This window comes from Bradyrhizobium sp. B025 (genome assembly GCF_042257955.1).
Lineage (GTDB): Bacteria > Pseudomonadota > Alphaproteobacteria > Rhizobiales > Xanthobacteraceae > Bradyrhizobium > Bradyrhizobium diazoefficiens.
In genome coordinates this window covers 4,643,177-4,669,705 of the sequence record NZ_CP170150.1, presented here as the reverse complement: position 1 = coordinate 4,669,705, position 26,529 = coordinate 4,643,177, and the positions used below count along the sequence as shown (strand labels likewise).

At 64.5% G+C, this 26,529-nt stretch carries 26 protein-coding genes; 12 read left to right on the top strand and 14 right to left on the bottom strand.

The genetic code is table 11. The annotated features are described in order from the left end of the window. Positions 1 to 2: 2 nt before the first annotated feature. The 5 genes from dxr (at position 3) to fabZ (ending at position 6,822) form a co-directional block, all read left to right on the top strand. On the top strand, positions 3 to 1,226 hold the full coding sequence (gene dxr / locus ACE10W_RS21605; protein ID WP_375761917.1) for a 1-deoxy-D-xylulose-5-phosphate reductoisomerase: 1,224 nt from the start codon (positions 3 to 5) through the stop codon (positions 1,224 to 1,226). A gap of 44 nt (positions 1,227 to 1,270) precedes the next feature. Beyond that, positions 1,271 to 2,422, top strand: a complete 1,152-nt coding sequence (gene rseP, locus ACE10W_RS21600; RefSeq protein WP_375761916.1) for an RIP metalloprotease RseP — start codon at positions 1,271 to 1,273, stop codon at positions 2,420 to 2,422. A gap of 176 nt (positions 2,423 to 2,598) precedes the next feature. Further along, positions 2,599 to 5,148, top strand: coding sequence for an outer membrane protein assembly factor BamA (bamA, locus tag ACE10W_RS21595; protein WP_161534796.1), 2,550 nt, complete (start codon positions 2,599 to 2,601; stop codon positions 5,146 to 5,148). Positions 5,149 to 5,296: 148 nt separating this feature from the next. Beyond that, positions 5,297 to 6,364 (top strand): UDP-3-O-(3-hydroxymyristoyl)glucosamine N-acyltransferase, encoded by a 1,068-nt coding sequence (lpxD, locus tag ACE10W_RS21590; protein ID WP_011087620.1) that lies wholly within the window; start codon positions 5,297 to 5,299, stop codon positions 6,362 to 6,364. Then, positions 6,361 to 6,822, top strand: coding sequence for a 3-hydroxyacyl-ACP dehydratase FabZ (gene fabZ, locus ACE10W_RS21585; protein WP_011087619.1), 462 nt, complete (start codon positions 6,361 to 6,363; stop codon positions 6,820 to 6,822). Before lpxD ends, fabZ begins: the two co-directional genes overlap by 4 nt. A gap of 25 nt (positions 6,823 to 6,847) precedes the next feature. Here the strand turns inward: fabZ and ACE10W_RS21580 are convergent, their stop codons facing one another. Beyond that, positions 6,848 to 7,171 carry a KTSC domain-containing protein gene (locus ACE10W_RS21580; protein WP_271554175.1) on the bottom strand — a complete coding sequence of 108 codons (324 nt, stop codon included), beginning with the start codon at positions 7,169 to 7,171 and terminating at the stop codon, positions 6,848 to 6,850. Between the two features lie 170 nt (positions 7,172 to 7,341). On the opposite strand from ACE10W_RS21580, the gene lpxA reads away from it, so the two are divergent. Genes lpxA through lpxB form a run of 3 tightly spaced genes read left to right on the top strand, consistent with a single transcriptional unit; the run spans position 7,342 to position 10,185 of the window. Then, complete coding sequence (gene lpxA / locus ACE10W_RS21575; RefSeq protein WP_375761915.1) at positions 7,342 to 8,133, top strand: acyl-ACP--UDP-N-acetylglucosamine O-acyltransferase; 792 nt, start codon at positions 7,342 to 7,344, stop codon at positions 8,131 to 8,133. A gap of 19 nt (positions 8,134 to 8,152) precedes the next feature. After that, entirely contained in the window at positions 8,153 to 9,010 is an 858-nt protein-coding gene (locus ACE10W_RS21570) for an LpxI family protein (protein ID WP_162603808.1), read from the top strand. Further along, positions 9,007 to 10,185, top strand: a complete 1,179-nt coding sequence (gene lpxB, locus ACE10W_RS21565) for a lipid-A-disaccharide synthase (protein WP_375761914.1) — start codon at positions 9,007 to 9,009, stop codon at positions 10,183 to 10,185. The genes ACE10W_RS21570 and lpxB overlap by 4 nt, the downstream gene beginning before the upstream one ends. 20 nt (positions 10,186 to 10,205) lie before the next feature. Here the strand turns inward: lpxB and ACE10W_RS21560 are convergent, their stop codons facing one another. From ACE10W_RS21560 to ACE10W_RS21540, 5 genes are all read right to left on the bottom strand, one after another. Beyond that, a complete protein-coding gene (locus ACE10W_RS21560) occupies positions 10,206 to 10,982 on the bottom strand; it encodes a GntR family transcriptional regulator (protein ID WP_063623008.1) in 777 nt (258 codons plus the stop codon). Positions 10,983 to 11,164: 182 nt separating this feature from the next. Next, entirely contained in the window at positions 11,165 to 11,497 is a 333-nt protein-coding gene (locus tag ACE10W_RS21555; protein WP_028171759.1) for a 2Fe-2S iron-sulfur cluster-binding protein, read from the bottom strand. 37 nt (positions 11,498 to 11,534) lie between these two features. Continuing rightward, a complete protein-coding gene (locus ACE10W_RS21550; protein ID WP_028171760.1) occupies positions 11,535 to 11,831 on the bottom strand; it encodes a hypothetical protein in 297 nt (98 codons plus the stop codon). An 89-nt stretch (positions 11,832 to 11,920) separates the two neighbouring features. After that, positions 11,921 to 12,253: a 2Fe-2S iron-sulfur cluster-binding protein gene (locus tag ACE10W_RS21545; protein WP_039184585.1), complete on the bottom strand. Its 333-nt coding sequence runs from the start codon at positions 12,251 to 12,253 to the stop codon at positions 11,921 to 11,923. 15 nt (positions 12,254 to 12,268) lie between these two features. Then, on the bottom strand, positions 12,269 to 13,039 hold the full coding sequence (locus ACE10W_RS21540; RefSeq protein WP_049832404.1) for a TenA family transcriptional regulator: 771 nt from the start codon (positions 13,037 to 13,039) through the stop codon (positions 12,269 to 12,271). Between the two features lie 290 nt (positions 13,040 to 13,329). On the opposite strand from ACE10W_RS21540, the gene ACE10W_RS21535 reads away from it, so the two are divergent. The 4 genes from ACE10W_RS21535 (at position 13,330) to ACE10W_RS21520 (ending at position 17,887) form a co-directional block, all read left to right on the top strand. Further along, entirely contained in the window at positions 13,330 to 14,880 is a 1,551-nt protein-coding gene (locus tag ACE10W_RS21535) for a hypothetical protein (RefSeq protein ID WP_375761913.1), read from the top strand. Positions 14,881 to 14,893: 13 nt separating this feature from the next. After that, entirely contained in the window at positions 14,894 to 16,387 is a 1,494-nt protein-coding gene (locus ACE10W_RS21530) for an aldehyde dehydrogenase family protein (protein ID WP_197982512.1), read from the top strand. Positions 16,388 to 16,490: 103 nt separating this feature from the next. Next, the gene (locus tag ACE10W_RS21525) at positions 16,491 to 16,922 is read left to right on the top strand and encodes a heme-binding protein (RefSeq protein WP_231166490.1); all 432 of its coding nucleotides are present in this window, start codon (positions 16,491 to 16,493) and stop codon (positions 16,920 to 16,922) included. A gap of 20 nt (positions 16,923 to 16,942) precedes the next feature. Beyond that, entirely contained in the window at positions 16,943 to 17,887 is a 945-nt protein-coding gene (locus ACE10W_RS21520) for an alpha/beta hydrolase (RefSeq protein ID WP_028171764.1), read from the top strand. Positions 17,888 to 17,971: 84 nt separating this feature from the next. On the opposite strand, the gene ACE10W_RS21515 is transcribed toward ACE10W_RS21520, so the two are convergent. From ACE10W_RS21515 to gltA, 8 genes are all read right to left on the bottom strand, one after another. Next, a complete protein-coding gene (locus tag ACE10W_RS21515) occupies positions 17,972 to 18,739 on the bottom strand; it encodes an SDR family NAD(P)-dependent oxidoreductase (protein ID WP_375761912.1) in 768 nt (255 codons plus the stop codon). Then, complete coding sequence (locus ACE10W_RS21510) at positions 18,736 to 19,851, bottom strand: ABC transporter ATP-binding protein (RefSeq protein ID WP_375761911.1); 1,116 nt, start codon at positions 19,849 to 19,851, stop codon at positions 18,736 to 18,738. The genes ACE10W_RS21515 and ACE10W_RS21510 overlap by 4 nt, the downstream gene beginning before the upstream one ends. A gap of 10 nt (positions 19,852 to 19,861) precedes the next feature. Next, positions 19,862 to 20,719: a carbohydrate ABC transporter permease gene (locus ACE10W_RS21505; protein ID WP_375761910.1), complete on the bottom strand. Its 858-nt coding sequence runs from the start codon at positions 20,717 to 20,719 to the stop codon at positions 19,862 to 19,864. Beyond that, positions 20,712 to 21,635 carry a carbohydrate ABC transporter permease gene (locus ACE10W_RS21500; protein ID WP_038967845.1) on the bottom strand — a complete coding sequence of 308 codons (924 nt, stop codon included), beginning with the start codon at positions 21,633 to 21,635 and terminating at the stop codon, positions 20,712 to 20,714. The genes ACE10W_RS21505 and ACE10W_RS21500 overlap by 8 nt, the downstream gene beginning before the upstream one ends. Then, the gene (locus tag ACE10W_RS21495) at positions 21,632 to 22,918 is read right to left on the bottom strand and encodes an ABC transporter substrate-binding protein (RefSeq protein WP_028171769.1); all 1,287 of its coding nucleotides are present in this window, start codon (positions 22,916 to 22,918) and stop codon (positions 21,632 to 21,634) included. The genes ACE10W_RS21500 and ACE10W_RS21495 overlap by 4 nt, the downstream gene beginning before the upstream one ends. A gap of 58 nt (positions 22,919 to 22,976) precedes the next feature. Then, positions 22,977 to 24,155 (bottom strand): ROK family transcriptional regulator, encoded by a 1,179-nt coding sequence (locus tag ACE10W_RS21490; RefSeq protein ID WP_375762768.1) that lies wholly within the window; start codon positions 24,153 to 24,155, stop codon positions 22,977 to 22,979. A gap of 147 nt (positions 24,156 to 24,302) precedes the next feature. After that, complete coding sequence (locus tag ACE10W_RS21485; RefSeq protein WP_375761909.1) at positions 24,303 to 25,067, bottom strand: hypothetical protein; 765 nt, start codon at positions 25,065 to 25,067, stop codon at positions 24,303 to 24,305. Between the two features lie 41 nt (positions 25,068 to 25,108). Continuing rightward, positions 25,109 to 26,413, bottom strand: coding sequence for a citrate synthase (gltA, locus tag ACE10W_RS21480; RefSeq protein WP_011087607.1), 1,305 nt, complete (start codon positions 26,411 to 26,413; stop codon positions 25,109 to 25,111). Positions 26,414 to 26,529: the final 116 nt, after the last annotated feature.

Here is a 26,529-nt window from a genome sequence, read left to right as displayed (position 1 = left end):
ATATGAGCGCGGTCCCATTGCGTAACAATAAGGCTGCGGCGTCTGCCGTCCGCAGCGTCACGGTTCTCGGTGCCACCGGCTCGATCGGCGACAGCACGATGGATCTGCTGCGCGCCTCTCCCGAACGCTACCGTGTCGAGGCGCTGACGGCGAACGGCAATGTCGAAGCGCTGGCAAAGCTCGCGAAGGAGTTTTCGGCGCGCTTCGTGGCGATCGCCGACACCTCCAAGTTCGCCGAGCTCAAGGCTGCGCTTGCGGGCACGAGCACCGAATGCGGCGCCGGCGAAAGCGCGGTGATCGAAGCCGGCGCGCGTCCGGCCGATTGGGTGATGGCTGCCGTGAGCGGCGCCGCCGGACTGAAGCCGGCGCTCGCCGCGGTCGATCGCGGCGCGCATGTCGCGCTCGCCAACAAGGAATGCCTCGTCTGCGCCGGCGATTTCTTCATGCAGCGCGCGGCGAAGGCCGGCGCCTGCATCCTGCCAGCCGATTCCGAGCATAATGCGCTGTTCCAGGCGCTCGGCTCCGGTAATCGCGACGAGCTGGTCCGTGTCATCATCACGGCATCCGGCGGTCCGTTCCGGACCTGGAATCCTGCCGACATCGAGCAGGCGACGCTCGCCCAGGCGCTGAAGCATCCGAACTGGAGCATGGGCCAGAAGATCACGATCGATTCCGCCTCGATGATGAACAAGGGGCTCGAGGTGATCGAGGCCTCCTATCTGTTCGCGCTCTCGCCCGACGAGATCGACGTTCTCGTTCATCCGCAGTCGATCATCCACGGCATGGTCGAGTTCTCCGACCGTTCGGTCGTGGCCCAGCTCGGCTCTCCCGACATGCGCACCCCGATCGCCCACTGCCTTGGCTGGCCCGACCGCATCAAGGGACCGGCGGCCAAGCTCGATCTGGCCAAGATCGGCCAGCTGACCTTCGAGGCGCCCGATTTCGAGCGGTTCCCCGGACTACGGCTGGCTTACGATTCGCTCCGGACCGGGAAGGGGGCGACCACAGTGTACAATGCCGCCAACGAGGTCGCGGTCGCCGCCTTCATCGCCGGCAAGATCCGGTTCGGCGCGATTGCCCGGCTGGTGGAGGCGACGTTGGAGGACTGGATCCGCGGCGGGAACCAGACGCCTCTGACGTCCGCCGACGATGCAATCTCTGTTGACCATGTTGCTCGAAATAGAGCTGCCGCCCTATTGCCTCAAATTGCCTTAAAGGCATCCTAGATGGTTCGGGGCCAGGGCCTTGCGGCGCTGGATGAGGGAATTCGATGATCGACTTTTTTGTCCATAGTTTCAATACGTTGAGCCATGGGCTCCTCGGCTACGCAGTTCCCTTCCTGTTCGTCCTGACCATCGTCGTGTTCTTCCATGAACTCGGCCATTTTCTGGTCGCGCGCTGGGCGGGCGTTCGGGTGTTAACCTTCTCGCTCGGCTTCGGGCCTGAGCTGGTCGGTTTCAACGACCGCCATGGCACCCGCTGGAAGATCTCGGCGATCCCGCTCGGCGGTTACGTCAAGTTCTTCGGCGACGAGAGCGAGGCTTCGACGCCGTCGGCCGAGACGCTCGCGGCCATGACGGCCGAGGAGCGCGCCGGCAGCTTCCACCATAAGAAGGTCGGCCCGCGCGCCGCCATCGTCGCGGCCGGACCGATCGCCAATTTCATTCTGGGCGCGCTGATCTTCGCCGGCATGGCCCTGTATTACGGCAAGCCGAGCACGATCGCGCGCGTCGACGGCGTCGTCGCCGATGGCGCGGCGGCTGCGGCCGGCTTCAAGATCGGGGACATCGTCGTCCAGATCGACGGCAAGCCGATCGAGAGCTTTGCCGACATGCAGCGGATCGTGGCGATGAATGCCGGTTCGGCGCTTGCCTTCCAGGTGAAGCGCGACGGCGCCATCGTGTCGCTGAGCGCGACGCCGGCGCTGCTCGAGCGCAAGGATCCGTTCGGCAACAGCCACCGCCTCGGCGTGCTGGGCGTCGAGCACAAGTCACAGGCTGGTGAGGCCTCGACCGCACCGGTCGGGGTCGGCGAGGCGCTCAAGATCGGGTTCGAGCAGGTCTGGTTCATCATCACCAGTACCTTCAAGTTCCTGGGCTCGCTGTTTGTCGGAAACGGCAATCCCAACGAGGTCAGCGGCGTCCTTGGAATCGCGAAGATGTCGGGGCAGGCGGCCAGCGCCGGGTTCCAGTTCGTGATCAACCTCTGCGCGGTGCTGTCGGTGTCGATCGGCCTGCTGAACCTGTTCCCGATCCCGCTGCTGGATGGCGGTCACCTTATGTTCTATGCGGCGGAGGTGGTTCGCGGCCGGCCCCTGTCCGAGCGGACTCAGGAAATGGGGTTCCGAATCGGGCTGGGTTTGGTGCTGATGTTGATGGTGTTTGCGACCTACAACGACATCCTGCGGATGGCAGCTTCCTGATAGGGGCTTTTTTGTGGCGTTGCTGTTAGGCAACGTCTTGGAATGAAATTGAAATTGCGGCGCGCTCGGCCGTTTGCGGCGTCGGTGAAATTGGCTACAAGCGGCCTGAACTTGGGGAATCTCCGGACCGGCGTTGGGGTTGGGTCTGGCACGGAATGATAAGGGCGCGTTGCGCAATGAAGTTTGGACTGCGACTCCGGGGGGGCTTGCTTGCCACCCTGATCATGTTCGGCGCGCCGGTGGTTGCCCCGATTGGGGCTGCTCTTGTGTCTTCGTCTGCGCTTGCGCAGACCGTCCAGTCGATTTCCGTCGAAGGAAATCGCCGGGTCGAGGTGGAGACGATCCGCTCCTATTTCAAGCCGGGTCCGGGCGGTCGCCTGGATCAGGGCGCCATCGACGACGGCCTCAAGGCGCTGATCGAGACCGGCCTGTTCCAGGACGTGAAGATCAACCGCGGCGCCGGTGGCCAGATCGTCGTCTCCGTGGTGGAAAACCCGGTGATCGGTCGCATCGCCTTCGAGGGCAACAAGAAGATCAAGGACGAGCAGCTCGGCACTGAAGTCCAGTCCAAGGCGCGCGGCACCTTCTCCCGCGCCATGGTGCAGTCCGACACGCTGCGAATCGCCGAAATCTATCGCCGCTCCGGCCGCTACGACGTCCGCGTCACGCCCGAGGTCATCGAGCAGCCGAACAACCGCGTCGATCTCATCTTCACGATCGAGGAGGGCGCCAAGACCGGCGTCAAGTCGATCGAGTTCGTCGGCAATGTCGCGTTCTCGTCCTACCGCCTGCGGGACGTCATCAAGACGCGCGAATCGAACCTGCTGAGCTTCCTTGCCAGCGGCGACATCTACGATCCCGACCGCGTCGAGGCCGACCGCGACCTGATCCGCCGCTTCTACCTCAAGAACGGCTTCGCCGACGTCCAGGTCGTGGCCGCGCTCACCGAATACGATCCGGAGAAGAAGGGCTTCAACGTCACCTTCAAGATCGAGGAAGGCGCCCAATACCGCGTCGGCGCGCTCGACTTCCGTTCCAGCATCCCGAACTTCGATCCGAACTCGATGCGCGCCTATTCGCGCGTCAATGTCGGCTCGCTCTACAACGTCGAATCGGTCGAGAAGTCGGTCGAGGAGATGCAGATCGAGGCCTCGCGCCGTGGCTATGCCTTCGCCGTGGTCCGTCCCGGCGGCGACCGCAACTTCGAGGCGCACACCGTCTCCGTCGTGTTCAACATCGACGAGGGCCCGCGCACCTATATCGAGCGCATCAACCTGCGCGGCAACACCCGCACGCGCGACTACGTCATCCGCCGCGAGTTCGACATCTCCGAGGGCGATGCCTACAACCGCGCACTGGTCGATCGTGCCGAGCGGCGCCTGAAGAACCTCGACTATTTCAAGAGCGTGAAGATCACGACGGAGCCCGGCTCGTCCAGCGACCGCGTCATCCTGATCGTCGACATGGAAGAAAAATCGACCGGCGACTTCTCGATCTCCGGCGGTTACTCCACGACCGACGGCGCGCTTGCCGAAGTTTCGGTCTCCGAACGCAACCTGCTCGGTCGCGGCCTGTTCGCCAAGGCGTCGGTGACCTATGGCCAGTACGCACGCGGCTATTCGCTGTCGTTCGTCGAGCCGTATCTGCTCGACTACCGCGTCGCGCTGGGCCTCGACCTCTATCAGCGTGAGCAGAAGTCCAACAGCTACATCTCCTACGGCACCAAGACGCTCGGCTTCTCGCCGCGCCTCGGCTTCTCCTTGCGTGAAGATCTGGCGCTGCAGCTGCGCTACTCGATCTATCGGCAGGAAATCACGCTGCCGTACTACTTGGCGAACTGCAATAACGTGCAGACGCTGCCCGATGGTTCGCCCAATCCTGCTTTCAATCCGAGCCCGGCGTTTGCCAACGCCACTGGGCTTAGCCTCGCCTCGACCAACGGCCTTGGCTGCTACAGCGACGGCGAAGCCTCGCTGCCGGTGCGCAAGGAGCTTGCCAACGGCAAGACCCTGACCTCGGCGCTCGGCTACTCGCTGAGCTACAACACGCTGGACAACAACAAGAACCCCACCGACGGTCTGCTCGTCGACTTCCGGCAGGACTTCGCCGGCGTCGGCGGCGACGTCACCTACCTGAAGAGCGTTATCGACGCGAAGTACTACACCCCGCTGGTGTCTGACATCGTCGCCGTCGCGCGCCTTCAGAGCGGCATCCTGACCAAGATGGGCAGCGATCTGCGGATGCTCGACCACTTCCAGATGGGCCCGAACCTCGTCCGCGGCTTTGCTCCGAACGGCATCGGCCCTCGCGACCTGAACCCCTTTGGCACGCAGGATGCGCTCGGCGGCACCAAGTACTGGGGCGCTTCGATGGAATTGCAGATGCCGTTCTGGTTCCTGCCGAAGGAAGTCGGTCTGAAGGGCGCGGTCTATGCTGACGCCGGCGGTCTGTACGACTATCAGGGACCGACGACTTGGTCGGCGACCGGTGAGACGACCACCACAAGGAACTCAAACTGCATCCCGTCCACCATCAATCCGGCGACGGCGGGCACCTGTACCGGCCTCGTGTACGACGACAGCAAGGTGATCCGCTCGTCGGTCGGTGTCGGCCTGATCTGGCAGTCGCCGTTCGGACCGCTGCGCTTCGACTATGCCGTGCCGCTCAGCAAGGGCAAGTATGACCGCACGCAGGAGTTCCGGTTCGGCGGCGGCACCTCGTTCTAATTCGATCAGCAGGGCATGATCCGGCCCCCTTGGGTTTCCCTTGGGTTTTCCTTGGGGCCGGTCTCCAATAAGATCGTGCTCAATCCGGGAGAAAAGGCATGATGCGGTTTGGCCGCTTCATGTCGAAGCCGGACCGCGACGGGGTGGAATGGCGCAGCCGACCTTCTTCACAAAGCCGCCTGCGACGGCGCTGGCCGATATTGCCACGCTGACAAAGGCGCTGCTGGTCGACCCCACCAGGGGCGATCACGTCATCACGGGCCTGGCCTCGCTCGACGAAGCCGGCCCGATGCATCTGGCGTTCTTCGACAACCTCAAATATGCCGATCAGCTCAAGGCGACCAGAGCGGGTGCCTGCCTGGTCAGCCCGCGCTTCGAGGCCCAGGTGCCCGCACACGTCGCCGTGCTGCGGGCGGCGCAGCCATTTCGCGCCTTCGTCAGGATCGCGCGGGAATGGCATGGCGACGCGCTGAGGCCGCAATCCTGGGTCGGCAATGACGGCATCGCGCCGTCGGCCATCATCGATCCCACGGCCCGGCTCGAGGACGGCGTGATCGTCGACCCCCTGGCGGTCATCGGTGCGGATGTCGAGATCGGCAGCGGCACGGTGGTCGGCGTCGGCGCCGTGATCGGCCCCGGCGTCAAGATCGGCCGGGACTGCAATGTCGGCGCCCGCACCGCCATCCAGTGCGCGCTGATCGGCAACGATGTGCTGATCCATCCGGGCTGCTCGATCGGCCAGGACGGTTACGGCTTCATCTTCTTCGGCCCCGAGGGGCACCTGAAGGTGCCGCAGACCGGGCGCGTGCTGATCCAGAACAATGTGGAGGTCGGCGCTGGCACCACCATCGATCGTGGGTCCCTGCGCGACACCGTGATCGGCGAGGGCACCAAAATCGACAACCAGGTCCAGATCGGCCACAATGTGACGATCGGCCGGAATTGCCTGCTGGCGGCCCAGATCGGGCTGGCCGGCAGTTTGACCATCGGCGACAATGTGGCGCTGGGAGCAAAGGTGGGCATCAACAATCACCTCAAGATCGGCGACGGAGCCCAGGTCACTGCGATGAGCGGCGTCAAGGACGACATCCCGCCGAACGGACGCTGGGGTGGTTTTTTCGCCAAGCCGACCAAGCAGTGGTTCAAGGAAATTATCGCAGTGGAGCGCCTGGTACGCGACAGCAGGGCCGATCCGAAGGACGAGGGACGGGAATGACGGAGGGATCTCCTATTAAGTTCGAGCTGGTGGACATCAACGCGATCCTCCAGACGCTGCCGCACCGCTTTCCGATGCTGCTGATCGACCGCGTGATCAACATCCGCGCCGATTACAGCGGCATCGGCATCAAGAACGTCACCTTCAACGAGCCGGCCTTCCAGGGGCATTTCCCCGAGCGCCCGGTCTATCCCGGCGTCATGATGATCGAGGCGATGGCGCAGACGGCGGGCGTGATCGGCATCAAGTCGGTCGAGGGCACCGAGAAACCGCGCGCGGTCTATTTCCTCACCATCGACAAGTGCAAGTTCCGCAAGCCCGTGCTCCCTGGCGATACCATCGAGTATCACATGCGCTCGCTCGGCCGCCGCAAGACCATGTGGTGGTTTCACGGCGATGCCAAGGTCAACGGCCAGGTCGTCGCCGAGGCCGACGTCGGCGCCATGCTGACCGACTGAGCGGCTTACGACCCCGCGGACGGGCTCATACGCCGCAATCGTAGCGGCTGCCCGCTGCCTCGCGTCTGATCTTCCGGTTGAAGAACTGGCCCATGGACGGCGCGCCCAGGAGGCTGTCGACCGTTTCGGGATCAACGCCGCAGTAGCGGTCATACGCGCCGTTGATCGCGACGATCAGGTCCTGCTGCGCGCGGTCGTAGCAGACGCGCTGAAGCACCGTGCTGCGGGTGATGTCGCGGCATTCGAATGTCGCGAGGTCGACGGGCCGGTGTCCGCCGGTCTCGACCGTCTCGGAGACGACCGGTGCGGCCGCGAGCTGTGCGAGCAGCATTGCCAGGGCCCTGACCACGATAGCTGAAGCTCCGCATGAACGTGTTGCCGGGAAGGCCGCCTCATCCGGCACGTGAAACACGTCGAGATCATACGTCACTGGACAGATCGGGCATAGTCGGGCTAACCAGCGGAAAACCGAACGACTTCAACACATAACCAGACCTTCTTGACGAGTTAGATTGCTTGATGAGCAAGATTGATCCCACCGCACGGGTCGAGGACGGCGCCGTGATCGGCGAGGGTACCGAGATCGGCCCCTATTGCATCATCGGCCCGAATGCCGTGATCGGCGCGAACTGCAAGCTGATCGGACAGGTCACCGTCATCGGCCACACCTCGGTCGGCGACAACTGCGTGATCTCGCCGTTCGCGGTGCTCGGCGGCGCGCCCCAGGATCTCAGCTACAAGGGCGAGCCGACCCGGCTCGCGATCGGCTCGGGCTGCACCATCCGCGAAGGCGCGACGATGAACGTCGGCACCATCAAGGGCGGCGGGCTGACGCGCGTCGGCAGCGGCGGCTACTTCATGAACAACAGCCATGTCGGCCATGACTGCATGGTCGGCGACAGCGTGATCTTCGCGACGTCGGCGACGCTCGGCGGCCATTGCGAGATCGGCGATGCCGTCTATATCGGCGGCCTGTCTGCCGTGCATCAGTTCACGCGCATCGGCCCGTATGTCATGGTCGGCGGGGTCTGCGGCGTACGCGACGACGTCATCCCTTATGGGCTGGTCAACGGTCAATATGCGGTGCTGGAGAGCCTCAACCTGATCGGCATGAAGCGGCGCAAGTTCACCAAGCAGCGGCTTGCGACCGTGCGCGCGTTCTACCAGAAGCTCTTCCACGGCCCAGGCACCTTCGCCGAGCGGCTCGAAGCGTCCAGGCCGCTGGCCGGCGAAGATCCGGCGATCGCCGAGATCCTCGGCTTCATCGGCAAGGGCAAGCGTCCGCTCTGTCTTCCCGCCATCGAGAAGTGAACCTGCGATGGCCGCGGACATGACATCGGCGGCGGCAGGGATTTCATCGCCCGTCGGCGTGGTCGCCGGCGGCGGCGCCATGCCGTTTGCGGTTGCCGACTCGCTCGCCACGCGCGGCATCACGCCGGTGCTGTTTCCGCTGCGCGGCGCCTGCGATCCGGTGCAGGTGGAAAAGTTCCGCCACCGCTGGATCTCGGTCGGCCAGCTCGGGCGCGCGATGCGGCTGTTCCGCGAGGAGGGCTGCCGTGACCTCATCTTCATCGGCACCTTGGTGCGGCCTTCGCTTTCGGAGATCCGGTTCGACTTCACGACATTGCGGTTGCTCGGCAATGTCATCCGTGCCTTTCGCGGCGGCGACGATCATCTGCTGTCGGGCGTCGGGCGCATTCTCGAACAAGGCGGCTTTCGCATGGTCGGGATCAAGGACGTCGCGCCCGACCTCTTGATGCCCGAGGGCTGCATCAGCCGCGCCTGGCCGAGCGACACCAGCAAGGCCGACATCGAGCGCGGCCGCGCGGTCCTGACCGCGCTCGGGCCGTTCGACATCGGCCAGGCTGTCGTGGTGATCGACGGTCATGTGGTGGCGGTCGAGGATATCGAGGGCACCGACGCGCTGCTCGCGCGCGTCGCGCGGCTGCGCGAGGAGGGCCGCATTCGCGCGGCGACGGGCCGCGGGGTGCTGGTGAAGGCGCCGAAGAGCAGCCAGGACCTGCGTTTCGACCTGCCGACGATTGGCCCGCGCACCATCGAGGGCGTCGCGAGAGCCGGCCTTGCCGGCATCGCCGTGATCGCCGGCAACACCATTGCCGCCGAGCCGCAGGCGATGATCGCGCTCGCCGACGCAAAGTACCTCTTCATCATCGGCCTGCCGGCGTGATGCAGGGTCGCGATCCCAAGCGAAAGATCTTCCTGATCGCCACGGAGGAATCCGGCGACCGGCTCGGCAGCGCCTTGATGAAGGTGCTGCGCCAGCGCCTCGGCGACGGCGTGCAGTTCGAAGGCGTCGGCGGCCGCACCATGGCGCGCGAGGGGCTCGAGACGCTGTTCCCGATCGAGGAGCTGTCGATCGTCGGTTTCGCCGCGGTGGTGCAGCAATTGCCGAAGATCCTGCGCTTGATCCGCGAGACCGCGGACGCCGTGCTGGAGGCCGTGCCCGACGCGCTCGTCATCATCGACAGCCCCGATTTCACCCATCGCGTCGCGCGCCGCGTGCGGGCGCGCAATCCTGCGATCCCGATCGTCGACTACGTCTCGCCGCAGCTCTGGGCCTGGCGGCCGGGACGGGCGCGGACCATGCTCGGCTATGTCGATCACGTCCTCGGCCTGTTGCCGTTCGAGCCGGAGGAATACCGCAAGCTCGGCGGGCCGCCATGCAGCTATGTCGGCCATCCCTTGATCGAGCAATTGGGGTCGCTGCGGCCGAATGCGGAGGAGCAGAAGCGCCGCAACAGTGAGCCGCCGGTGCTGCTGGTGCTGCCCGGCAGCCGGCGCAGCGAGATCCGGCATCATATCGAGGTGTTTGGCGCGGCGCTCGGCCGGTTGCAGGCGGAGGGGCGCGCGTTCGAACTGATGCTGCCGACCATGCCGCATCTCGAAGCCACCGTCCGCGAAGGCATCGCCAGCTGGCCGGTCAAGCCGCAGATCGTGATCGGCGAGGCCGAGAAGCGCGCCGCCTTCCGGATCGCGCACGCCGCGCTGGCGAAATCCGGCACGGTGACGCTGGAACTGGCGCTATCGGGCATTCCGATGGTGACGGCCTATCGCGTCGGCGCCATCGAGGCCTTCATCCTGCGCCGCGCGATCCGCGTCTCCTCGGTGATCCTCGCCAATCTCGTGATCGGTGAGGATGTCATTCCGGAGTTTTTGCAGGAAGACTGCACGCCGGAGAAGCTCGCATCGGCGCTGTCAGAGGTGCTCACGGACAGCGATATGCGCCGCCGGCAGGTCGAAGCCTTCGCCTGTCTCGACACCATCATGTCCACAGGCAACAAAGCGCCGAGCGTGCTCGCCGCCGACATCGTGCTGGCGACCATGCGTAAGGGAACGGGCTAACTGGAGCAGGTCCTGCTGGTCTATTTCTTGGGCTGTCCGGCAGTCGTCGCGTGACTGGCCCGCGATTTACCGGACGCCTTGCTCGGCTGCACGGACGGGGCCTCCAGCGACGGACTCTCGTGGGGAACCTGAAGCGTCGATAGAAAATCGGCGCCGGCCCGCATCACGTGCTCGGCGGCAAGCGTGGCGGCCGCCCGTTCGTCGCCTGCAATGATGGCGCGCAGAATGCCGGCATGCTCATCCCAGGTACGCGCCTGACGCTCCGGATCGGTCGGTGCGAACAGCATCGCAGTCCGCTCGCGCAGTCGTTTGAGCAGATCGGACAGAACGCGATTGCGGCCGGCCGCGGCTAGCTCGTGGTGAAACTGTTGGTTGAGATCGGACAACAGGTCGTAGCGCTTGGTCGCAACCGCCTCCGAACCCTTGTTCAGCACGGCCGCGATCCGCGCCAGAATGTCCTGGTCGCGTCGGCGTGCCGCAAGCCGCGCATTCTGGCCCTCGAGCAGCGCGCGGACTTCGATGGTTTCGCGCGCCTCCTCGTCCGTCATTGCAAGGACTGACGCGCCGCGCCGCGCGGTCACTTCAACCAAGCCTTCCGATGTCAGCACGCGGATGGCTTCGCGCACCGGATTGCGCGAGACGCCGAGCTCTTCGGCGAGACGTCCCTCGACTAGCCGTTCGCCGGGTTTCAGCCGCCGGCTCAAGATGGCCTGGCGCAGTTCCTCGATGACCCTGTCGTGAAGGGAAAGGTAATCGTCACCAAGACGCCGTTTTGGGTTTTCCAACCTGCCCGCCATGAGATGACCTGCTCAGCCGCCGACTGAATATCTGAATCGCGCGGCGAGATCCAAGCCGCCATCGGCCGAACGGAATTCCGGGCAAGGGCGACGGGGTAGACTTAGACCGGCCGGTGCACGTCGGCAAGGCGTCGCCATGACCGTCAACAGAGCGATTGCGCCGGAAGTGTCCCAGCCGGTGCTCAGTCCCCGGCACGGCCTTCGGCTAGCCGGGGTGCCGGTGAGGCCGGCCTGGGCGTCCAGGACACGCTGACATTGCCAAGGAGGAACGTCTGGCACGCCATTCTGTAGCCGTCGGCGAACTGCTCCTCGCTCAGGTGCTTTCGTTCCTTCGGCTTGATTGCGTCGGTGTTCTCAAGGCCCTTCTCGATGCGGCATTTGCATGTTCCGCAAATCCCGCCGCCGCACTTGAACGGGATGCCGCCTTGCTCTCGCAGGGATATCCGCAGCAGGTTGCTGTTCTCCGGAGCCGTTACGGTCTTGCTATCGTTGGTCAGGAACGTGACTTCGATCATGACAGCCTTCGCGACTGGCGCATGCGCTTTTCGGAGATCACGACTTGCGCAGCTCCGTATCCATGTGGCCGAACGTCGTGAGGTGCTGAAGCTCGCTGAAGGCACGCTCAGGCGTTTCAAACTTCTCGAGGAACTTGGAGGGTACCTCGTTCACGATGGGGGGCGACCAGGCTTCGTCGATGACCTTGATCTTCGTATCCCTGAGCAGTTCCGCGATCACGAAGGTCGCCTTCTTCGTGCCGTAAAACAGGTAGTCGTAGGATGCGAGCGGCTTGAGCCCGTCGACGATCTCGGTCCGGAACTGTCCGGCCTTGCTGGTCAGTATCACATACATCGTTCGCAACTCCCGTGTTCTCCGCACAATCAGTCCGTCAGGTCATCGAGGACTGCGCGCGTATCCGCCCCCAAGGACCGGCCGGCGCATCAGTCGGCGTTGCCCGGCGCGACGACGTCCGCGAGCGGCGTTGCCTCCTGCGACAGCTCGATGTCGTGGGTCAGCCAGACCTGGCAGGCGAGGCGATAGCCAAGTTCAATTCTGGCTCCCAAGCGCTTCTTTTCCTTCCAGTTCGGCTCTGGCAGATGCTCGCTCCCCTTGATGATCAGGGATGCGCACTTCCCGCATTTACCCATGCCGCAGCCGTACTGAAAGTTCGGGTATGGAAACTGGCGGATGCCCGCCCGCACGACGAGATTGGTGTTTTCGTTGACCTCGCCGTGAAAGGTCTGGCCGGCCCTGTGAAAAACGACGTGGGGCATCCCGTTTCGCTCCGCTTAGGCCTGCAGCAGCGCGCGCTCTTCGGCGGGAACTCTGGTCTCAGCCATGTCGAGTTCGGACAGCGGAATGTCCTGGGCTACATAGTCGTGATAGAGCGCGGTGGTGTAGAGTAGCCGCATCTGCGCGCCGATCTCGCAGATCTTCAGGCAGCGCTGCTGCAGCTCGACGGTGTTGGCGTGCTCGAGCACGATCTGGTAGCCGCGTTCGCCGTGAATCTCATCCGACACGATGTGGAGATCGAAGAACTCGACCTCTTCATCGGTGAACTTGTACTTCTCGCGCAGGGTCGGCGTTTGCTTCCGATAGATCGACGGCACCTGCGATTCCAGGCCGACCACGAGACCTGCCACAGCCACGATCGGATCCTCGCGCATCGCGACCGAATAACACCAGCTTTGCAGCCCGCGCGTGGTGGCGGTCATGTTGTCGGGATCCTTGACCCGCGCCGCGGTCGTGCCGCAGGCCTCGGCGAAACGGATCAGAAGGTCGGTGTGGCGATCGCCGCCGATCTCCTCCTCGTACATGTTGGCCAGAAGGAAGTCCTTGGCTTCCTGATATTGCTCCGGCATCCGCGCATAGATGTAGCCGAGATAGTCGGCGAATGGGCCGACATAGTGGTAGTGGTTCTCCGCCCATGACGCGAGATGCGCCCGGCTCAGCTTTCCACTCGCCCAGGCGATGCTGAAGGGGGCCTTGTTGGCGCTCTTGCCCTTGATGGCGTTTTCAAGGGCCGTGCGAAATTCGACGTGGTTCATAAGCTTCTGCATCGTCGCGCTCCTGTCACCGCAGAGATTGGGCCGTTCAATCACGGGCCATAGGGCATTTCGTCCGCGAACTGCCATTTTAAGTATACAGTATACAATTTTTGTTGCGTGTCAACGGTTCGGACGAGCCGGCAAGATAATTCGTATGTGGATAAGTTGATAAGTATCAATGATATAAAATAGTTACAGGATTCCTCGAACGTAACCTTGGATGCCTCTGCAAGGCATTCGCAGTTATTTGTTGCATTAGTAGAATACAGTATACAATATTGCGACGGTTCGGGGAGCACCATATGACCATGCAGCCGCACGTTCCGATCGTCGCCGCACACTGGGTTTACCTGTTCGGCGTCGCCCTCATCGTTCTGACAATGATCTGGCGGGCCAATGTGGTCGTGCCGTCGGTCATCGCCACCGTCCTCGTCACGCTGGCCTGGACGCATAGCCCGATCGCGGCGCTCGGCAGTATCTTCAATGCGAGCTTCACCGCGGCGAAGGAGCTCTTCAACATCTTCCTTGTGATCGCGCTGATGACGGCGCTGTTGAACGCGCTCAAGGTGCTGCGCTCCGACATCCGCATGGTCGAGCCATTTCGTGCGGTGATGAAGGACGGCCATACCGCCTATTTCGTCCTGGCCGCCATCACCTACGTCATTTCCCTGTTCTTCTGGCCGACGCCGGCGGTGCCGCTCGTGTCTGCGGTGTTATTGCCGGCGGCGATCGCAGCCGGGCTGCCGCCGCTCGGCGGCGCGCTGGCGATCGCGATCGCGGGGCAGGGCATGGCGCTGTCGTCAGACTACGTCATCGGAGTCGCTCCGGGCATCAGCGCCAAGGCCGCCGGTATCGCGGTCAGCGCCGCCACGGTCGCCGACCGCGCGCTCGTGTTGTCGCTGATCACCGGAATCATCGCGCTGGTGCTGGGCTATCTCGCGATCCGCAAGTTCATCACCAAACCGGACGACAAATTGCTCGAGCGCTGGCAAGCGCAGTCGATGAACGGCGAGCTGGCGCGCATCGAGGAGGAGGGCACGTTCGACAAGGCCGAGATCGCGCGCGGGACCGCCGGCGACGGGCAGTCGTTCGCGACCCAGGAGCAGATCGACACCGAGCTTGCCGCGATTCCGAGTCGGCGCGAAAAATGGTCGAAGTTCTTCGCCATCGCCACGCCGGTCGCGTTCCTCGCCGTCATCGTCGTAATGGTGCTCTCGAAGCTCGGCATCGGCCATGATCTCAAGGGCGGCGCTGCCGCGGCCCTGGTCGGCGGCGTCGCTGCCGCGCTGATGATCTGCGCGTCCTTTGTCACCGACCAGTTGCGGAAGTTCCTCGACGCCAGCGCCGACCATGTCACGGAGGGCTTCGTCTTCGCCTTCAGGGCGATGGGGTCGGTGTTGCCGATCGCCGGCTTCTTCTTCCTCGGCGCCGAGCCGAGCCTGTCCGCGCCGATTCTCGACGTTCCCGTGACGCAGGCGCCGAGCCTGCTGTTTGAGCTGATCCAGGCGGTGCAGGGATCGATTCCGGGCAATCAGATATTCGTCGCGTTCGGCGTACTGATCGCCGGCATGATCACCGGTATCGATGGTTCGGGTTTCGCCGGCCTGCCGCTCACCGGCTCGCTGTCGGGCGCGCTGGCGCCCACCGTCGGGCTTGATCCCGCTACGCTCGCCGCGATCGGCCAGATGGGCGCGGTGTGGACGGGAGGCGGCACGCTGGTCGCGTGGTCGTCCCTGATCGCGGTGGCCGGGTTCGCCCGCGTCCCGGTCTTCCAGATCGTGCAGACCGTCATGGTTCCGGTGCTGGTGGGACTGGCGACCTCCACGATCTGCGCCGTCTTGATCTGGCACTAGAGAAGGTTCGAACATGAGCGACGTTGCGATGAAGGCTGCGCCGATGTCCGGTGATGCGGCGCGGATCGACGAATTCCGGAACTTGATCGATGGCGAGTGGCCCCGCGGCGGAGGCGAACCCTTCGACAACCTCAATCCCGCGGATACGTCGGACATCGTTGGACGATTCCAGGCATCCACGGCGGAGGACGCGACGCGGGCCGTCGCTGCGGCGGCCGCGGCGTTCGAAGGCTGGAAGAGGACACCGATCTCGAAGCGCGCCGCCGTCCTGAACCGGGCCGCCGATTATCTCGAGGCGCATGTCGATCGAAGCGCGCGGGAGATGACGCGGGAAATGGGCAAGGCGCTCAATCTTGCCAAGGACGAGATCCTGCGCTCGGCGCAGACATTGCGGTTCTACGCTGTCGAGGGGCAGTCTTTGACCGGCGAGGTGTTTCCGAACGACGATTCCGACATGACCGTCTACACGCTGCGCGAACCGCTCGGCGTGGTATCGGTCATCACGCCCTGGAATTTCCCGATCTCGATCCCGGCCCGCAAGATCGCGCCCGCGCTCATCACCGGAAACACCGTCGTCTTCAAGCCGTCGTCCGATGCGCCGCTGAGCGGCTACCGGCTCGCCGAGGCGCTTGTCGCGGCGGGCCTGCCGAAAGGCGTGCTGAACTTCATCACCGGCAACGCCGGCGAGGTCGGTCCCGCCATTACCGAACCGCCGGTCATCCGTGCAATTTCCTTTACCGGATCGACCGCGGCCGGCGAGCACATCTGCCGCTCGGTCGGCTTCACCACCCGCACTCAGATGGAATTGGGCGGCAAGAACCCGCTGATCGTGATGGACGACGCCGATCTCGACAAGGCGGTCGACCTGACCATCAAGGGCGGCCTGTCGCTCGCCGGACAGGCCTGCACGGGTACAAGCCGCGTCCTGGTCATGAAGGCGGTGCGGGCCGAGTTCCTCGCGCGGCTGGTCGCCAGGGTGAAGGCCCTGAAGATCGGCAGCGGCCTGACGGAAGGGATGGATATGGGGCCGCTGGCCACCGCGAGGCAGCTCGATACGGTGCTGCGCTACATCGCAATAGGAAAGCAGGAGGCGACGCACGTTCACGGCGGCGAGCGGCTCACCGGCGCCGGCCATGATCGCGGCTACTACGTCTCGCCGGCGATATTTGCCGACGTCACCCAGCAGATGACGATCGCGCGCGAGGAAATCTTCGGTCCCGTGATCGCGGTCATCGATGTCGAGTCCTATGCGGACGCCATCACCAAGGCCAACGACACCGAATATGGATTGTCGGCCGCGATCGTGACGCGCAACCCGCGCGTCATGCACGACTTTGCCAACGACATTCAGTCGGGAACGGTCAAGATCAACCGCACCACGACCGGCAATCTCGTCAATGCGCCATTCGGAGGCCTGAAGCGATCGAGCACATCCACGTTCCGTGAATCCGGTCGCACGGGGTTGGAATTCTATACCCAGATCAAAACCGTCTATCGCGGATGCTGATGGACAATCTTGCCGGGCGCCGCGCGAGCGGCGGATGGCAGTCAGATGGATAAGGTGTGAGATGAAGACATCGCTCAAGCTCGAATTGCCGGAGGCCAGGCATATGGCCGCGGCCGCGCTCCGGAAGGCCGCCGAACTCGGCGTACCGGAGACGGTCTGCGTGGTCGACGATGGCGGCTATCCCATTGTTCTCGAACGCATGGACGGCGCACGCGTCACCGGCCCGCAGATCGCCTGGAACAAGGCGTTCACCGCCGCCGGACACAAGCGCGCGACGCATCTCTTCAATCAGGTGCCGAACGGTCCGGCGCTGCCCGGCAACGAAGCGTTCGGAATCCAGTGGAGCTTCGAAGGCCGATTCGCCGTGTTCGTCGGCGGCTTTCCGATCGTCGTCGACGACGAGGTCGTGGGCGGCGTGGGGCTCAGCGGCGGAAATGGCGAGCAGGATACCCAATGCGGCGTGGCCGCCTTGCAGGCCTTGCAGGACCTGCTGCGCGATCATCGCGTGCTCGTTGCCGCCGATATCAAGAAGTGATCAAGCAATCTGAGCCGGGCATGCCGACGGCTTCGACCGCAGCGCCCCACACCGCCATGCTCCACCTGTCTCCCGAGGATCGTTCGCGTCTGGCGGGGCTGAACCGGTGCTGGAACGACAATATCGTTAAGCATCGCGCCGAGGTCCTGGAAATCTATGCGCCGTTGGTCCGGCGCGCCGACACGGCGGGAATAGAGGTGCTCCGGGAGATCGGCTATGGCGCCGATCCGCGGCAGCGGCTCGACGTGTTCGTCCCACAAGGCGCCCGGAAGCGTCGGGTCCTGATCTTCGTTCATGGAGGCGCCTTTACGCGCGGCAGCAAGAGCGCCGACGGCGTCTTCTACGACAACGTCGCTTATTGGTTCGCCAGCCAGGGCTTCGTCGCGGTCAATGTGGAATATCGTCTGGCTCCCGCGGCGCCGTTTCCCGCTGGCGCTCAGGACGTCGGCCTCGCGGTCGACTGGGTGGCTAAGAACATCACTGCTCATGGCGGCGATCCCGGCGACCTGGTCTTGATGGGCCATTCGGCCGGCGGCTGCCATGTCGCGTCCTATCTGCTCGATCCGCTGGCATGGGACGCCCCCCGTGCCGGCATCGCCGCGGCCGTTCTCGTCAGCGCGCGGTTGCGCCTGGAATGCCTGCCGAGCAATCCCAACGCCGCGAATGTCGCGGCCTATTGCGGCTCGGACCCGGCCGTGCTCGAACGCTGCTCCCCCGTCAATCACGTCGAGCGCTGCCGCTGGCCCGTGTTCGTGGCGGTCGCCGAGCACGAAAACCGCCATCTTGATTCATACGGATTGGAGTTCGCGGCGCGATTGACGACGACCTGCGGGCGCGCTCCCCGCGTGGTGCAGATGCATGGGCACAACCATAGCTCGATCGTCGCGCACTTCAATTCCGGCGAAGACGAACTCGGCCGCGAGATCCTCGCCTTCGTCGCGACCAGGAAGGGACCCCCGCAATGACCGATCTTCCGCTGCCGCCCAAGCCGCCAGGCAACTACCGGCCCGCGGCGACCTTCGGGGAGTTGGTCCTGGTCAGCGGACCGGCTAGCCGAGGCCGCCGTCGACCTGAAAACACTGGCGCGTGATGCGCTGGCTCTCATCGGAGGCGAGGTACAGCGCCATGTTGGCGATGTCGTCGGGTGTCACTGCATCGGGAATGGCCTGACGCGCACGAATCTCGGCGATGGTCTGCTCGTCGGGATACCACAGCCGGCGCTGGCGTTCGGTGATCACCATGCCGGGCGCAATGGCGTTGACGCGGATGCGGTCGGGACCGACCAGCCGCGCCAGTGAGTTGGTGAAGCCGACGATCGCCGCCTTTGCCGCGGCGTAGACCGGCAGCGCCGGCCCGCCGCGCATCCAGGCGATCGACGACATGTTGATGATCGAGCCGCCGCCGCGCGCCTGCATCTGCGGCACCACGGCTTGTGCGGCGAAGAAGACGTGCTTGAGGTTGACGCCGATCATCCAGTCGAACTCGGATGGCGTCACCTCGGCCAGCACCTGGCGCTGGTCGTTGGCGGCGTTGTTGACGAGGACCGCGGCATCGCCGAGCGATCCGTGGACCTGCGCGATCGCGGCGCGCAAGGCGTCGATGTCCAGGAGGTCGCAGCGCACGAACAGTGGTGCCGCGCCGGACGCGGCCGCCACTTCCTCGATCAGCGATCCGCCGGCCGCTTCGTCGATATCGAGGAACGCGACGCGGGCGCCCTGGGCCGCGAAGGCGCGCACGAAGGCGGCACCGATGCCGCTGGCGCCACCGGTGATCAGCACCACGCGGTCCGCGAGGCCGGCATAGCTCGTCTGGGTCATGCGATCAGTCGCTCCGTCTCGGGGTCGAACAGGCAGATGCGGCGGGTGTCGAGTGCGAACGCCGCCACGGCGCCCGGGGTGGGGCGGATGTCGGGCGAGATGCGCGCCTGCGCGGGCTCGCCGCCTAGCCGCAGCAGAACGATGGTCTCGGCTCCGGTGGGCTCGACCATCTCGACCGGCGCGGTGACGACGACGGGTGTGCCGGTACTACCGGAGAACACGCGGTCCCCCTCGGCGATGCATTCCGGCCTGATCCCGAGCACCACCTCGCGGCCGACATAGGACGCCGCGGCATCGTAACCCTGGAGGCGGAGACGGACCTCGTCCGGCCGTCCCGCGCCGATCACGACCACCGGCCCGTCGGCGTCGGCATCGAGCCGTGCGGGCATCGTGTTCATGGGCGGCGAGCCCATGAAGCGGGCGACGAACAGATTGGCGGGATAACGATACACGGTATCGGGGTCGGCAAACTGCTGCACGCTGCCCTGATGCATCACCGCGATCCGGGTCGCCATCGTCATCGCCTCGATCTGGTCGTGGGTGACATAGACGATGGTGGCGCCGATGCGCTGGTGCAGGCGCTTGATCTCCATCCGCATCTCCACGCGCAGTTTTGCGTCGAGATTGGAGAGCGGCTCGTCGAACAGGAACAGCAGGGGATCGCGCACCAGCGCCCGGCCCATCGCCACGCGCTGACGCTGGCCGCCGGAGAGCTGCGACGGCTTGCGGCCGAGCAGTGGTTCGATCTGGAGCAGGCGAGCCACATTCGCCAGTGCCTTCTCCTGCTCGGCCTTCGGCACATGCCGGCATTCCATGCCGAAGGTGATGTTCTGGCGCACCGTCATGGACGGATAGAGCGCGTAGGACTGGAACACCATGGCGATGTCGCGGTCTTTGGGCGGGACGTCGTTGACGACGCGTCCGCCGATCTCGATCGTCCCCGCGCTCGGGCGATCGAGACCGGCCACGATGTTGAGCAGCGTGGACTTGCCGCAGCCGGACGGCCCCACCAGCACGGTGAACTCGCCGCTCTCGATATCGAGATCGATGCCCTTCAGCACCTCCAGATTGGCGTAGCGCTTTGACAAGGTACGGATGCTCAGCGCTGCCATGACGGCTCCATCATTTCACGGCTCCAGCGGTCAGGCCGCGTACGAAGTACTTGCCGCCGATCAGATAGATTAGCAGGGTCGGCAGAGCGGCGATCATCACCGCGGCGCTTTGCACGCCATGCTGCGGGATATCGGCGACCGCCGCGGATAGCGCGATCAGCGCGGCGGTGACCGGCTGCTGCTGACCGGTCGTGAATGTCACGCCGTAGAGAAACTCGTTCCAGATATGCGTGAACTGCCAGATCACGGTGACGACCAGGATAGGCGGCGAGAGCGGCAGGATGATGCGCCAGAAAATGCGAAAGAACCCGGCGCCATCGATACGCGCAGCTCTGATCAACTCCTGCGGGATGGCAGTGTAGTAGTTGCGGCAGAACAAGGTGGTGAAGGAAAGCCCCTGGATCGTGTGGATCACGACCAGGCCCGTCAGCGTGTTCATCAGGCCCGTATCGCGCAGCACGATGGTCCAGGGCAGCAAACGCATCTGCTGCGGAAGGAAGATGCCGAGCGTGACGATACCGTAAATCCAGCTATCGCCGCGAAAGCGCCAGAGCGAAACCGCGTAACCGGCGATCGCACCAAGCAGGGTGGAGAAGATCGTCGCGGGAATGGTCACGAGCGCGGAGTTCAGCACGTATGGCCGGATGCCGGCGCACGTCTCGGCGACGCAGAAACCGCTCCAGGCGGTGGCGTAATTGCTCCAGGCCAGATGTTGCGGCCAGCCGATCATCGACCTCTGCGCGATCTCCTCGTTGCTGCGGAGCGAATTCAGCACGACAACAGCCAGTGGCGCGAGCCATGCTACCGCGATCAAGAAAACGACGAGATAGATCAAAATCCGGCTTGGTGCGAAGGTTCGGTCACGCATGGTTCGCCCGCCGCCGCTGGACATATCGCCACGCTGCATAGGGCAGCAGCACCGCGAGAAGAATGAGCAGCATGAGCACTGCCGCCGCCGCTCCTCGTCCGAGCAGGCTGCGCTGGAACATTAGGTCATAGACGACAAGCGCTGGAAGCTGCGTCGCGATTCCAGGCCCGCCATTGGTGAGCGCGCGGACGAGGTCGAAGGTCGAAATCGCGAACTGCAGCTGGATGACGATGACGGTGATGGTGATCGGCCACAGCGTCGGCAGGATGACGCGGCGGTACATCCGGATCGGTCCGGCGCCGTCGATCTGCGCGGCCTTGATCAGGTCGGCATCGACGGAGCGGAGGCCGGCGAGGAAGAGCGCCATGGCAAAGCCCGAGGATTGCCAGATCGCAGCGATGACAATGGTCCAGATGGCCATGTCGCGGTCGATCAGCCAGTCGAACCGGAAGGAAGTCCAGCCGAGGTCGTGGACCAGCTTCTGGATTCCAAGGCCGGGGTTGAGCAGCCAGCTCCAGACCGTGCCCGTGACCACGAACGACACCGCCAGGGGGTACAGGAAGATGGATCGCAGCAGGTTCTCGCCGCGAATGCGCTGATCGAGCAGGATCGCAAGCATGAGGCCGGTCGCCAGACTCAGCAACACGAAGGCGCTGCCAAAGAGCAGCAGATTGTCGAGGGCGATCTGCCAGTTTCGCGATGCCGCAACCGCGGAATAGTTGCGCAAACCCACCCAGCCCGAGACCGGGACCAGAGTGGATGGCGTGAACGATATCCAGATCGTCCACAGCGAAAACGCAATGAGGTGCGCAGCCGACAACAGCAGCGGCACCCAGATCGTCAGAACTTCGGGCAGCCGGCGCACCACGTCAGAGGCCGCCGGCCGGCCCAGTCCTGTCGAGACGACGTTGGTCAACGTGCGCCCTCGACGGCCTCGGCGAGGCGAGTGGCCGCCTGCTCCGGCTTGATCGTCTTGTTCTTCACGTACTCCGTGATCACATCGATCATCGCCGCGGTCATCCCGTTTTCCTGCGCCATATTGTGCGCGAGGCTGAGGACCGCCTGATTGCTGGCGATGGCATCTTTCAGAGCAGCTGCGGTCCGCCGCTGACCGTCCGACCAGCCTTCGCCGGACAGATCGACATCGGTGCGCACGGGGATCGATCCCGTGATCTGCGAATACATCGTCTGGATCGCGGGATCCATGACGAGCTGGGCCATCAGCGTCTGGCCGGCTTGCAGGTCGGGCTCCTTGCGCTGCCAGAATATGAAGGCATCGGCGTTCAACAGGAAGACCGGCTTGGCATTGTCGCTGGGGCCTGGCGCGATGATGAAGTCCTCGAACTTGAAACCGGCATTGCGCAATACGCCCTGCGCCCAGCCGCCCATGATCATCATGCCCATGTCGCCATCGATGAAGCGCTTCAGGTTGGTCGAAAAGTGTTGGGCGCCGACGTTGGGGTCCATCCAGTCGGCGATCTTGCGCACCTGTGCGAACGCGGCCTTGATCTCCGGACCCTCCAGGGTCTTCTTCTCGAGATTCATGATGGCCGCGCGGTATGCGATGGGACTGATGCCCGCCAGAGCGGCCTCGAATTTCTGCCCATCGTCGGGGCGGGTGCCGCCATTGGCGACGGGATATGCGACGCCGCCTGATTTCATCTTTTCGGCGAGATCATTGAAGTCGGCCCAGGTGACCGGGATCTTGTCGGCCTTGGCCTTGTCCATCGCGCGCCTGGAGAGGAACAGCATGTTGGTGCTGTAGATCTGCAACGGCAGCGCGATCCACTTGCCGCCCGGCTTGTGCAATTTCGCGAGGTCTGGCGCGACGACCTTCTCGTAACCTGCAGCAGCGACGACAGCGTCGAGATCGACGGTCGGGGCGATCTTCGACCAGGCCGCGATCTCGGGGCCCTTGAGCTGCGAACATGCCGGCGGATCGCCGGCAATGATCTGAGCGCGCAGCTTGTTCATCATCTCGGTGGTGAACCCAGGGACGGGCGAGTGCTGCCAGACCCCGCCTTTCTCCTCGAATTTCTTGCCGAGCGCGGTGATCGCCGCGCCGTCGCTGCCTGCGGACCATTGCGAGATCGCGGTCAAACGCGGCTTGACCGCGCCTTGCGCGCGGGCAAATGCCGGCAGCGCGAGCGCGGCAGCAGACCCAGCGAGCAGACGGCGCCTTGTTGTTGTGATCGGCATGGCAAGTTCCTCCCGGTGTGAACTCTCTTGCGCGACAGCCGCGCAGCTTCAGGGCATCTCAGGCGGCCTCCGTCGATGCGGCCGGCATACCGCCGCGGCAAGCAAGGCAGAAGGCAGCGAACGCCAGCGCGGCCCTGGGATCATTGCCATTCGAGGGCGGCACGAAAGCGAGCGACACCTGCGCATGCTCAGGGCCGCCGAGCAGGCTGGCGTCGACGCCGTCGACCAGCGCCTTTCGATCGTCCTCCGCAAGGAGCGACGGCCAGCCACTGATTGCAACGCCGCGGCATGGCTTGACGTTCAGCGTGTTGCCGATCGCGAGCCCGAGCCGGAACAGCCGCCGCCGCAGTTCCTGGCGAGCGCGCGCCGAGAGCGGGACCGCGGTCACCCAATCGCTGCCGAGCTGAAGCAGTTCGGCCTCGGAAACACCAAGGAGCTCGGCCAGAGCGGGAAGCGACGTATAGGCTTCGACGCAACCGTGATGGCCGCAGCGGCAACGCGGTCCGTCGGTGCCGAACACCATGTGGCCGAGTTCGACCGGCTGGAGTGCATCGGCCTCGGTCGGATCGTCCACCCAGGTGCCTGCGACGCCCTGGCCGACGAAGACGAAGAGATGCGCGCCGCTGAACGGATAATTCTCCCTGCGGCAGCGGTGAAAGGTGGCGTGCGCGACGACCGAGTTGGTGAACTCGACCGGCACGCCGGCAAACATCTGGGCGAGCATGGCACCGATGCGCCCGACGTCGCAGGGGATGATCGGATTGGTCGATATGCTCAGCCGGCCGAGGCCCGGAATGGAGACGCCGATCTGCGCAAGCGCGATGCGGCGGCGCCGCGTCCAGTCACGCAGCAATGTCAGCGCCTCGCGAAACACCCTGCCGACAGACTCGGCCGTGGGCTTTGCCGGTAGCGCCACACGCTCCGTATAGTGCAACTCGCCCGACAAGGTCCCAACGCCGACGCTGAGCCACTGGCCGGTCAGCTCGACGGCCGCAAGCGCCACCGAACCATCGAGCGACACCAGGCCCGTCGGGCCGCCGACGTAAGGGGCAGGGCGCCGCACCTCCTCGATCAGGCCTTCGGCCTTCAGGTCAAACAGGATGCGCGACAGGCTCGCTTCCGACAGGCGCACGGCCTTGGCCAGAGGCGGGCGAAACGAACCGCCCGACTGAAGCAGATGAGTCAAAATGGCAGTGCGCGTCTGCCGCCGACTTCTCGGCTGCTCCGGCATTTCCATCCCTGTGGTCATTCTTACTTAGTGTAAGAATTTGCGCGCGGAGCGTTTCAACTGTCAAGCGTTTGCGGGGGCGAGGCACCGACTTGTTGTTGTGCGCGGCAACAAGATTGATGAGCGCAGCCTGCATTCGCAGAGCAGCGACACCACTCAGGAGAGACGGGCGACGTCGACGATGATCCGGTTGCGATTGTCCGGGTCGACCAGGACTGGCAACTCGTCCCCGACGACGGTGCGGCTTTCGCGGCGGCTCGAGCTGCTGAATGACATGCGCGTGACCGCTTTCCAACCCGGCCCGCCGTTCGGGTCGTTCACCGAGACCGCAATGTCCCACGTCCCGCCCGGCGCGCTGCTCGGTTGCACCTCGTGCGCGGTCAACACCTTCGCCGTGGTCGGGACCAAACCGAGGGCTGCGGCGCCGCCTGCGAGCGCAATCTCCATCTGCTGAGGCGTCAGGCCATTGACCAGACCGGGCGACGATGCCGAGTGCTCCACCTCGCGCCAGATGCCGGGAAACGGCCGGCGGCTTGGCGTGTCGGCCTGCTGCTCGCCGCGCAAATGCTCCGCGAGCCGTTCCGACGCGTCTCGCTCGGTCGGCACCAAATCCCATTCGATCCTGAACCGTGTGGGATCAGCGAGGTCCAGGGTGACCGGAAGTACCGTCCCGGGACGCGGCCATTTCGGCTTGGGAACGTCGTAAGCGCTGTACCGCACGGCGGTCGCCGCGATGCGCTCCGCGGTGACGACCCCGTCAATGTCGCACCGGGGATAAAGAACCATCTCGCCGGCCGCATCGGGGAACGGCGAACAGGCCACCACCTGCAGCCATCCATTCACCGGGTTCGTGATCCGCATCCGCTCGCCCTGCGCTTTGCTCGCTGTTCCCGGTATCCTGTCAAACAAAAACGGCGCCATCGTGAGATGGCGCCGTTTCGAAAGCCGTGCTGGCTGAAGACTTACTTGCGATCCTTGATCGCGACGTAGTCGCGGCGGGTGACGCCGGTGTAGAGCTGGCGCGGACGGCCAATCTTCTGCTGCGGATCCTCGATCATCTCGCTCCACTGGCTGATCCAGCCGACGGTGCGGGCGACCGCGAACAGCACGGTGAACATCGAGACCGGGAAGCCCATCGCCTTCAGCGTGATGCCCGAGTAGAAGTCGACGTTCGGGTACAGCTTGCGGTCGATGAAGTACTGGTCGCTGAGCGCGATCTTCTCGAGCTCCATCGCCACCTTCAGCATCGGATCGTCGCCATGGCCGGTCTCCTTGAGCACGGCGTGACACATCTTCTGCATGATCTTGGCGCGCGGATCGTAGTTCTTGTAGACGCGATGACCGAAGCCCATCAGGCGGACTTCGCTGTTCTTGTCCTTCACCTTGGCGATGAATTCCGGAATCTTGTCGACCGAACCGATCTCGGCGAGCATCGCGAGCGCGGCTTCGTTGGCGCCGCCGTGGGCCGGGCCCCAGAGGCAGGCGATGCCGGCGGCGATGCAGGCGAACGGGTTGGCGCCGGAGGAGCCGGCGATGCGCACCGTCGAGGTCGAGGCGTTCTGCTCGTGGTCGGCGTGCAGGATGAAGATCTTGTCCAGCGCGTCAGCCAGCACCGGATTGATCTTGTACTCCTCGCACGGCACGGCGAAGCACATGTGCAGGAAGTTCTCGGCGAACTTCAGCGAGTTCTTCGGATACACGAAGGGCTGGCCGATCGTGTACTTGTAGGCCATCGCCGCCAGCGTCGGGATCTTCGCGATCATGCGCATGGAAGCGATCATGCGCTGCTTCGGGTCGTTGATGTCGGTGGAGTCGTGGTAGAACGCGGCGAGCGCGCCGACGGACGCCACCATCACGGCCATCGGATGGGCGTCGCGGCGGAAGCCCTGGAAGAAGCGGGCCATCTGCTCGTGCACCATCGTGTGATGGATCACGCGGTCGTCGAAATCCTTCTTCTGCGCGGCGGTCGGCAGGTTCCCGTAGAGCAGAAGGTAGCAGGTCTCCAGAAAGTCGCCGTTCTCGGCGAGCTGCTCGATCGGATAGCCGCGGTATTCCAGCACGCCCGCGTCGCCGTCGATATAGGTGATCTTAGACTGGCAGCTCGCGGTGGAGGTGAAGCCCGGGTCATAGGTGAACAGGCCCGACTGGCCGTAGAGCTTGCCGATATCGATGACATCAGGCCCGACGCTGCCGCTGTGGATCGGGAGATCGTAGTTCTTGTTTCCGACCGTCAGCGTGGCGGTCTTATTGCTTGCTTTTGCGTCCATCGTAGGTCCCCGATGTATGGTGAAACGGGCCGGACCCGGAAGGCCCCAATAACATGGTGGGGCAGGCCGGATGTTCCAGAAGGTACGGGGGAGATGGGTATATTATTGCTGTGTGC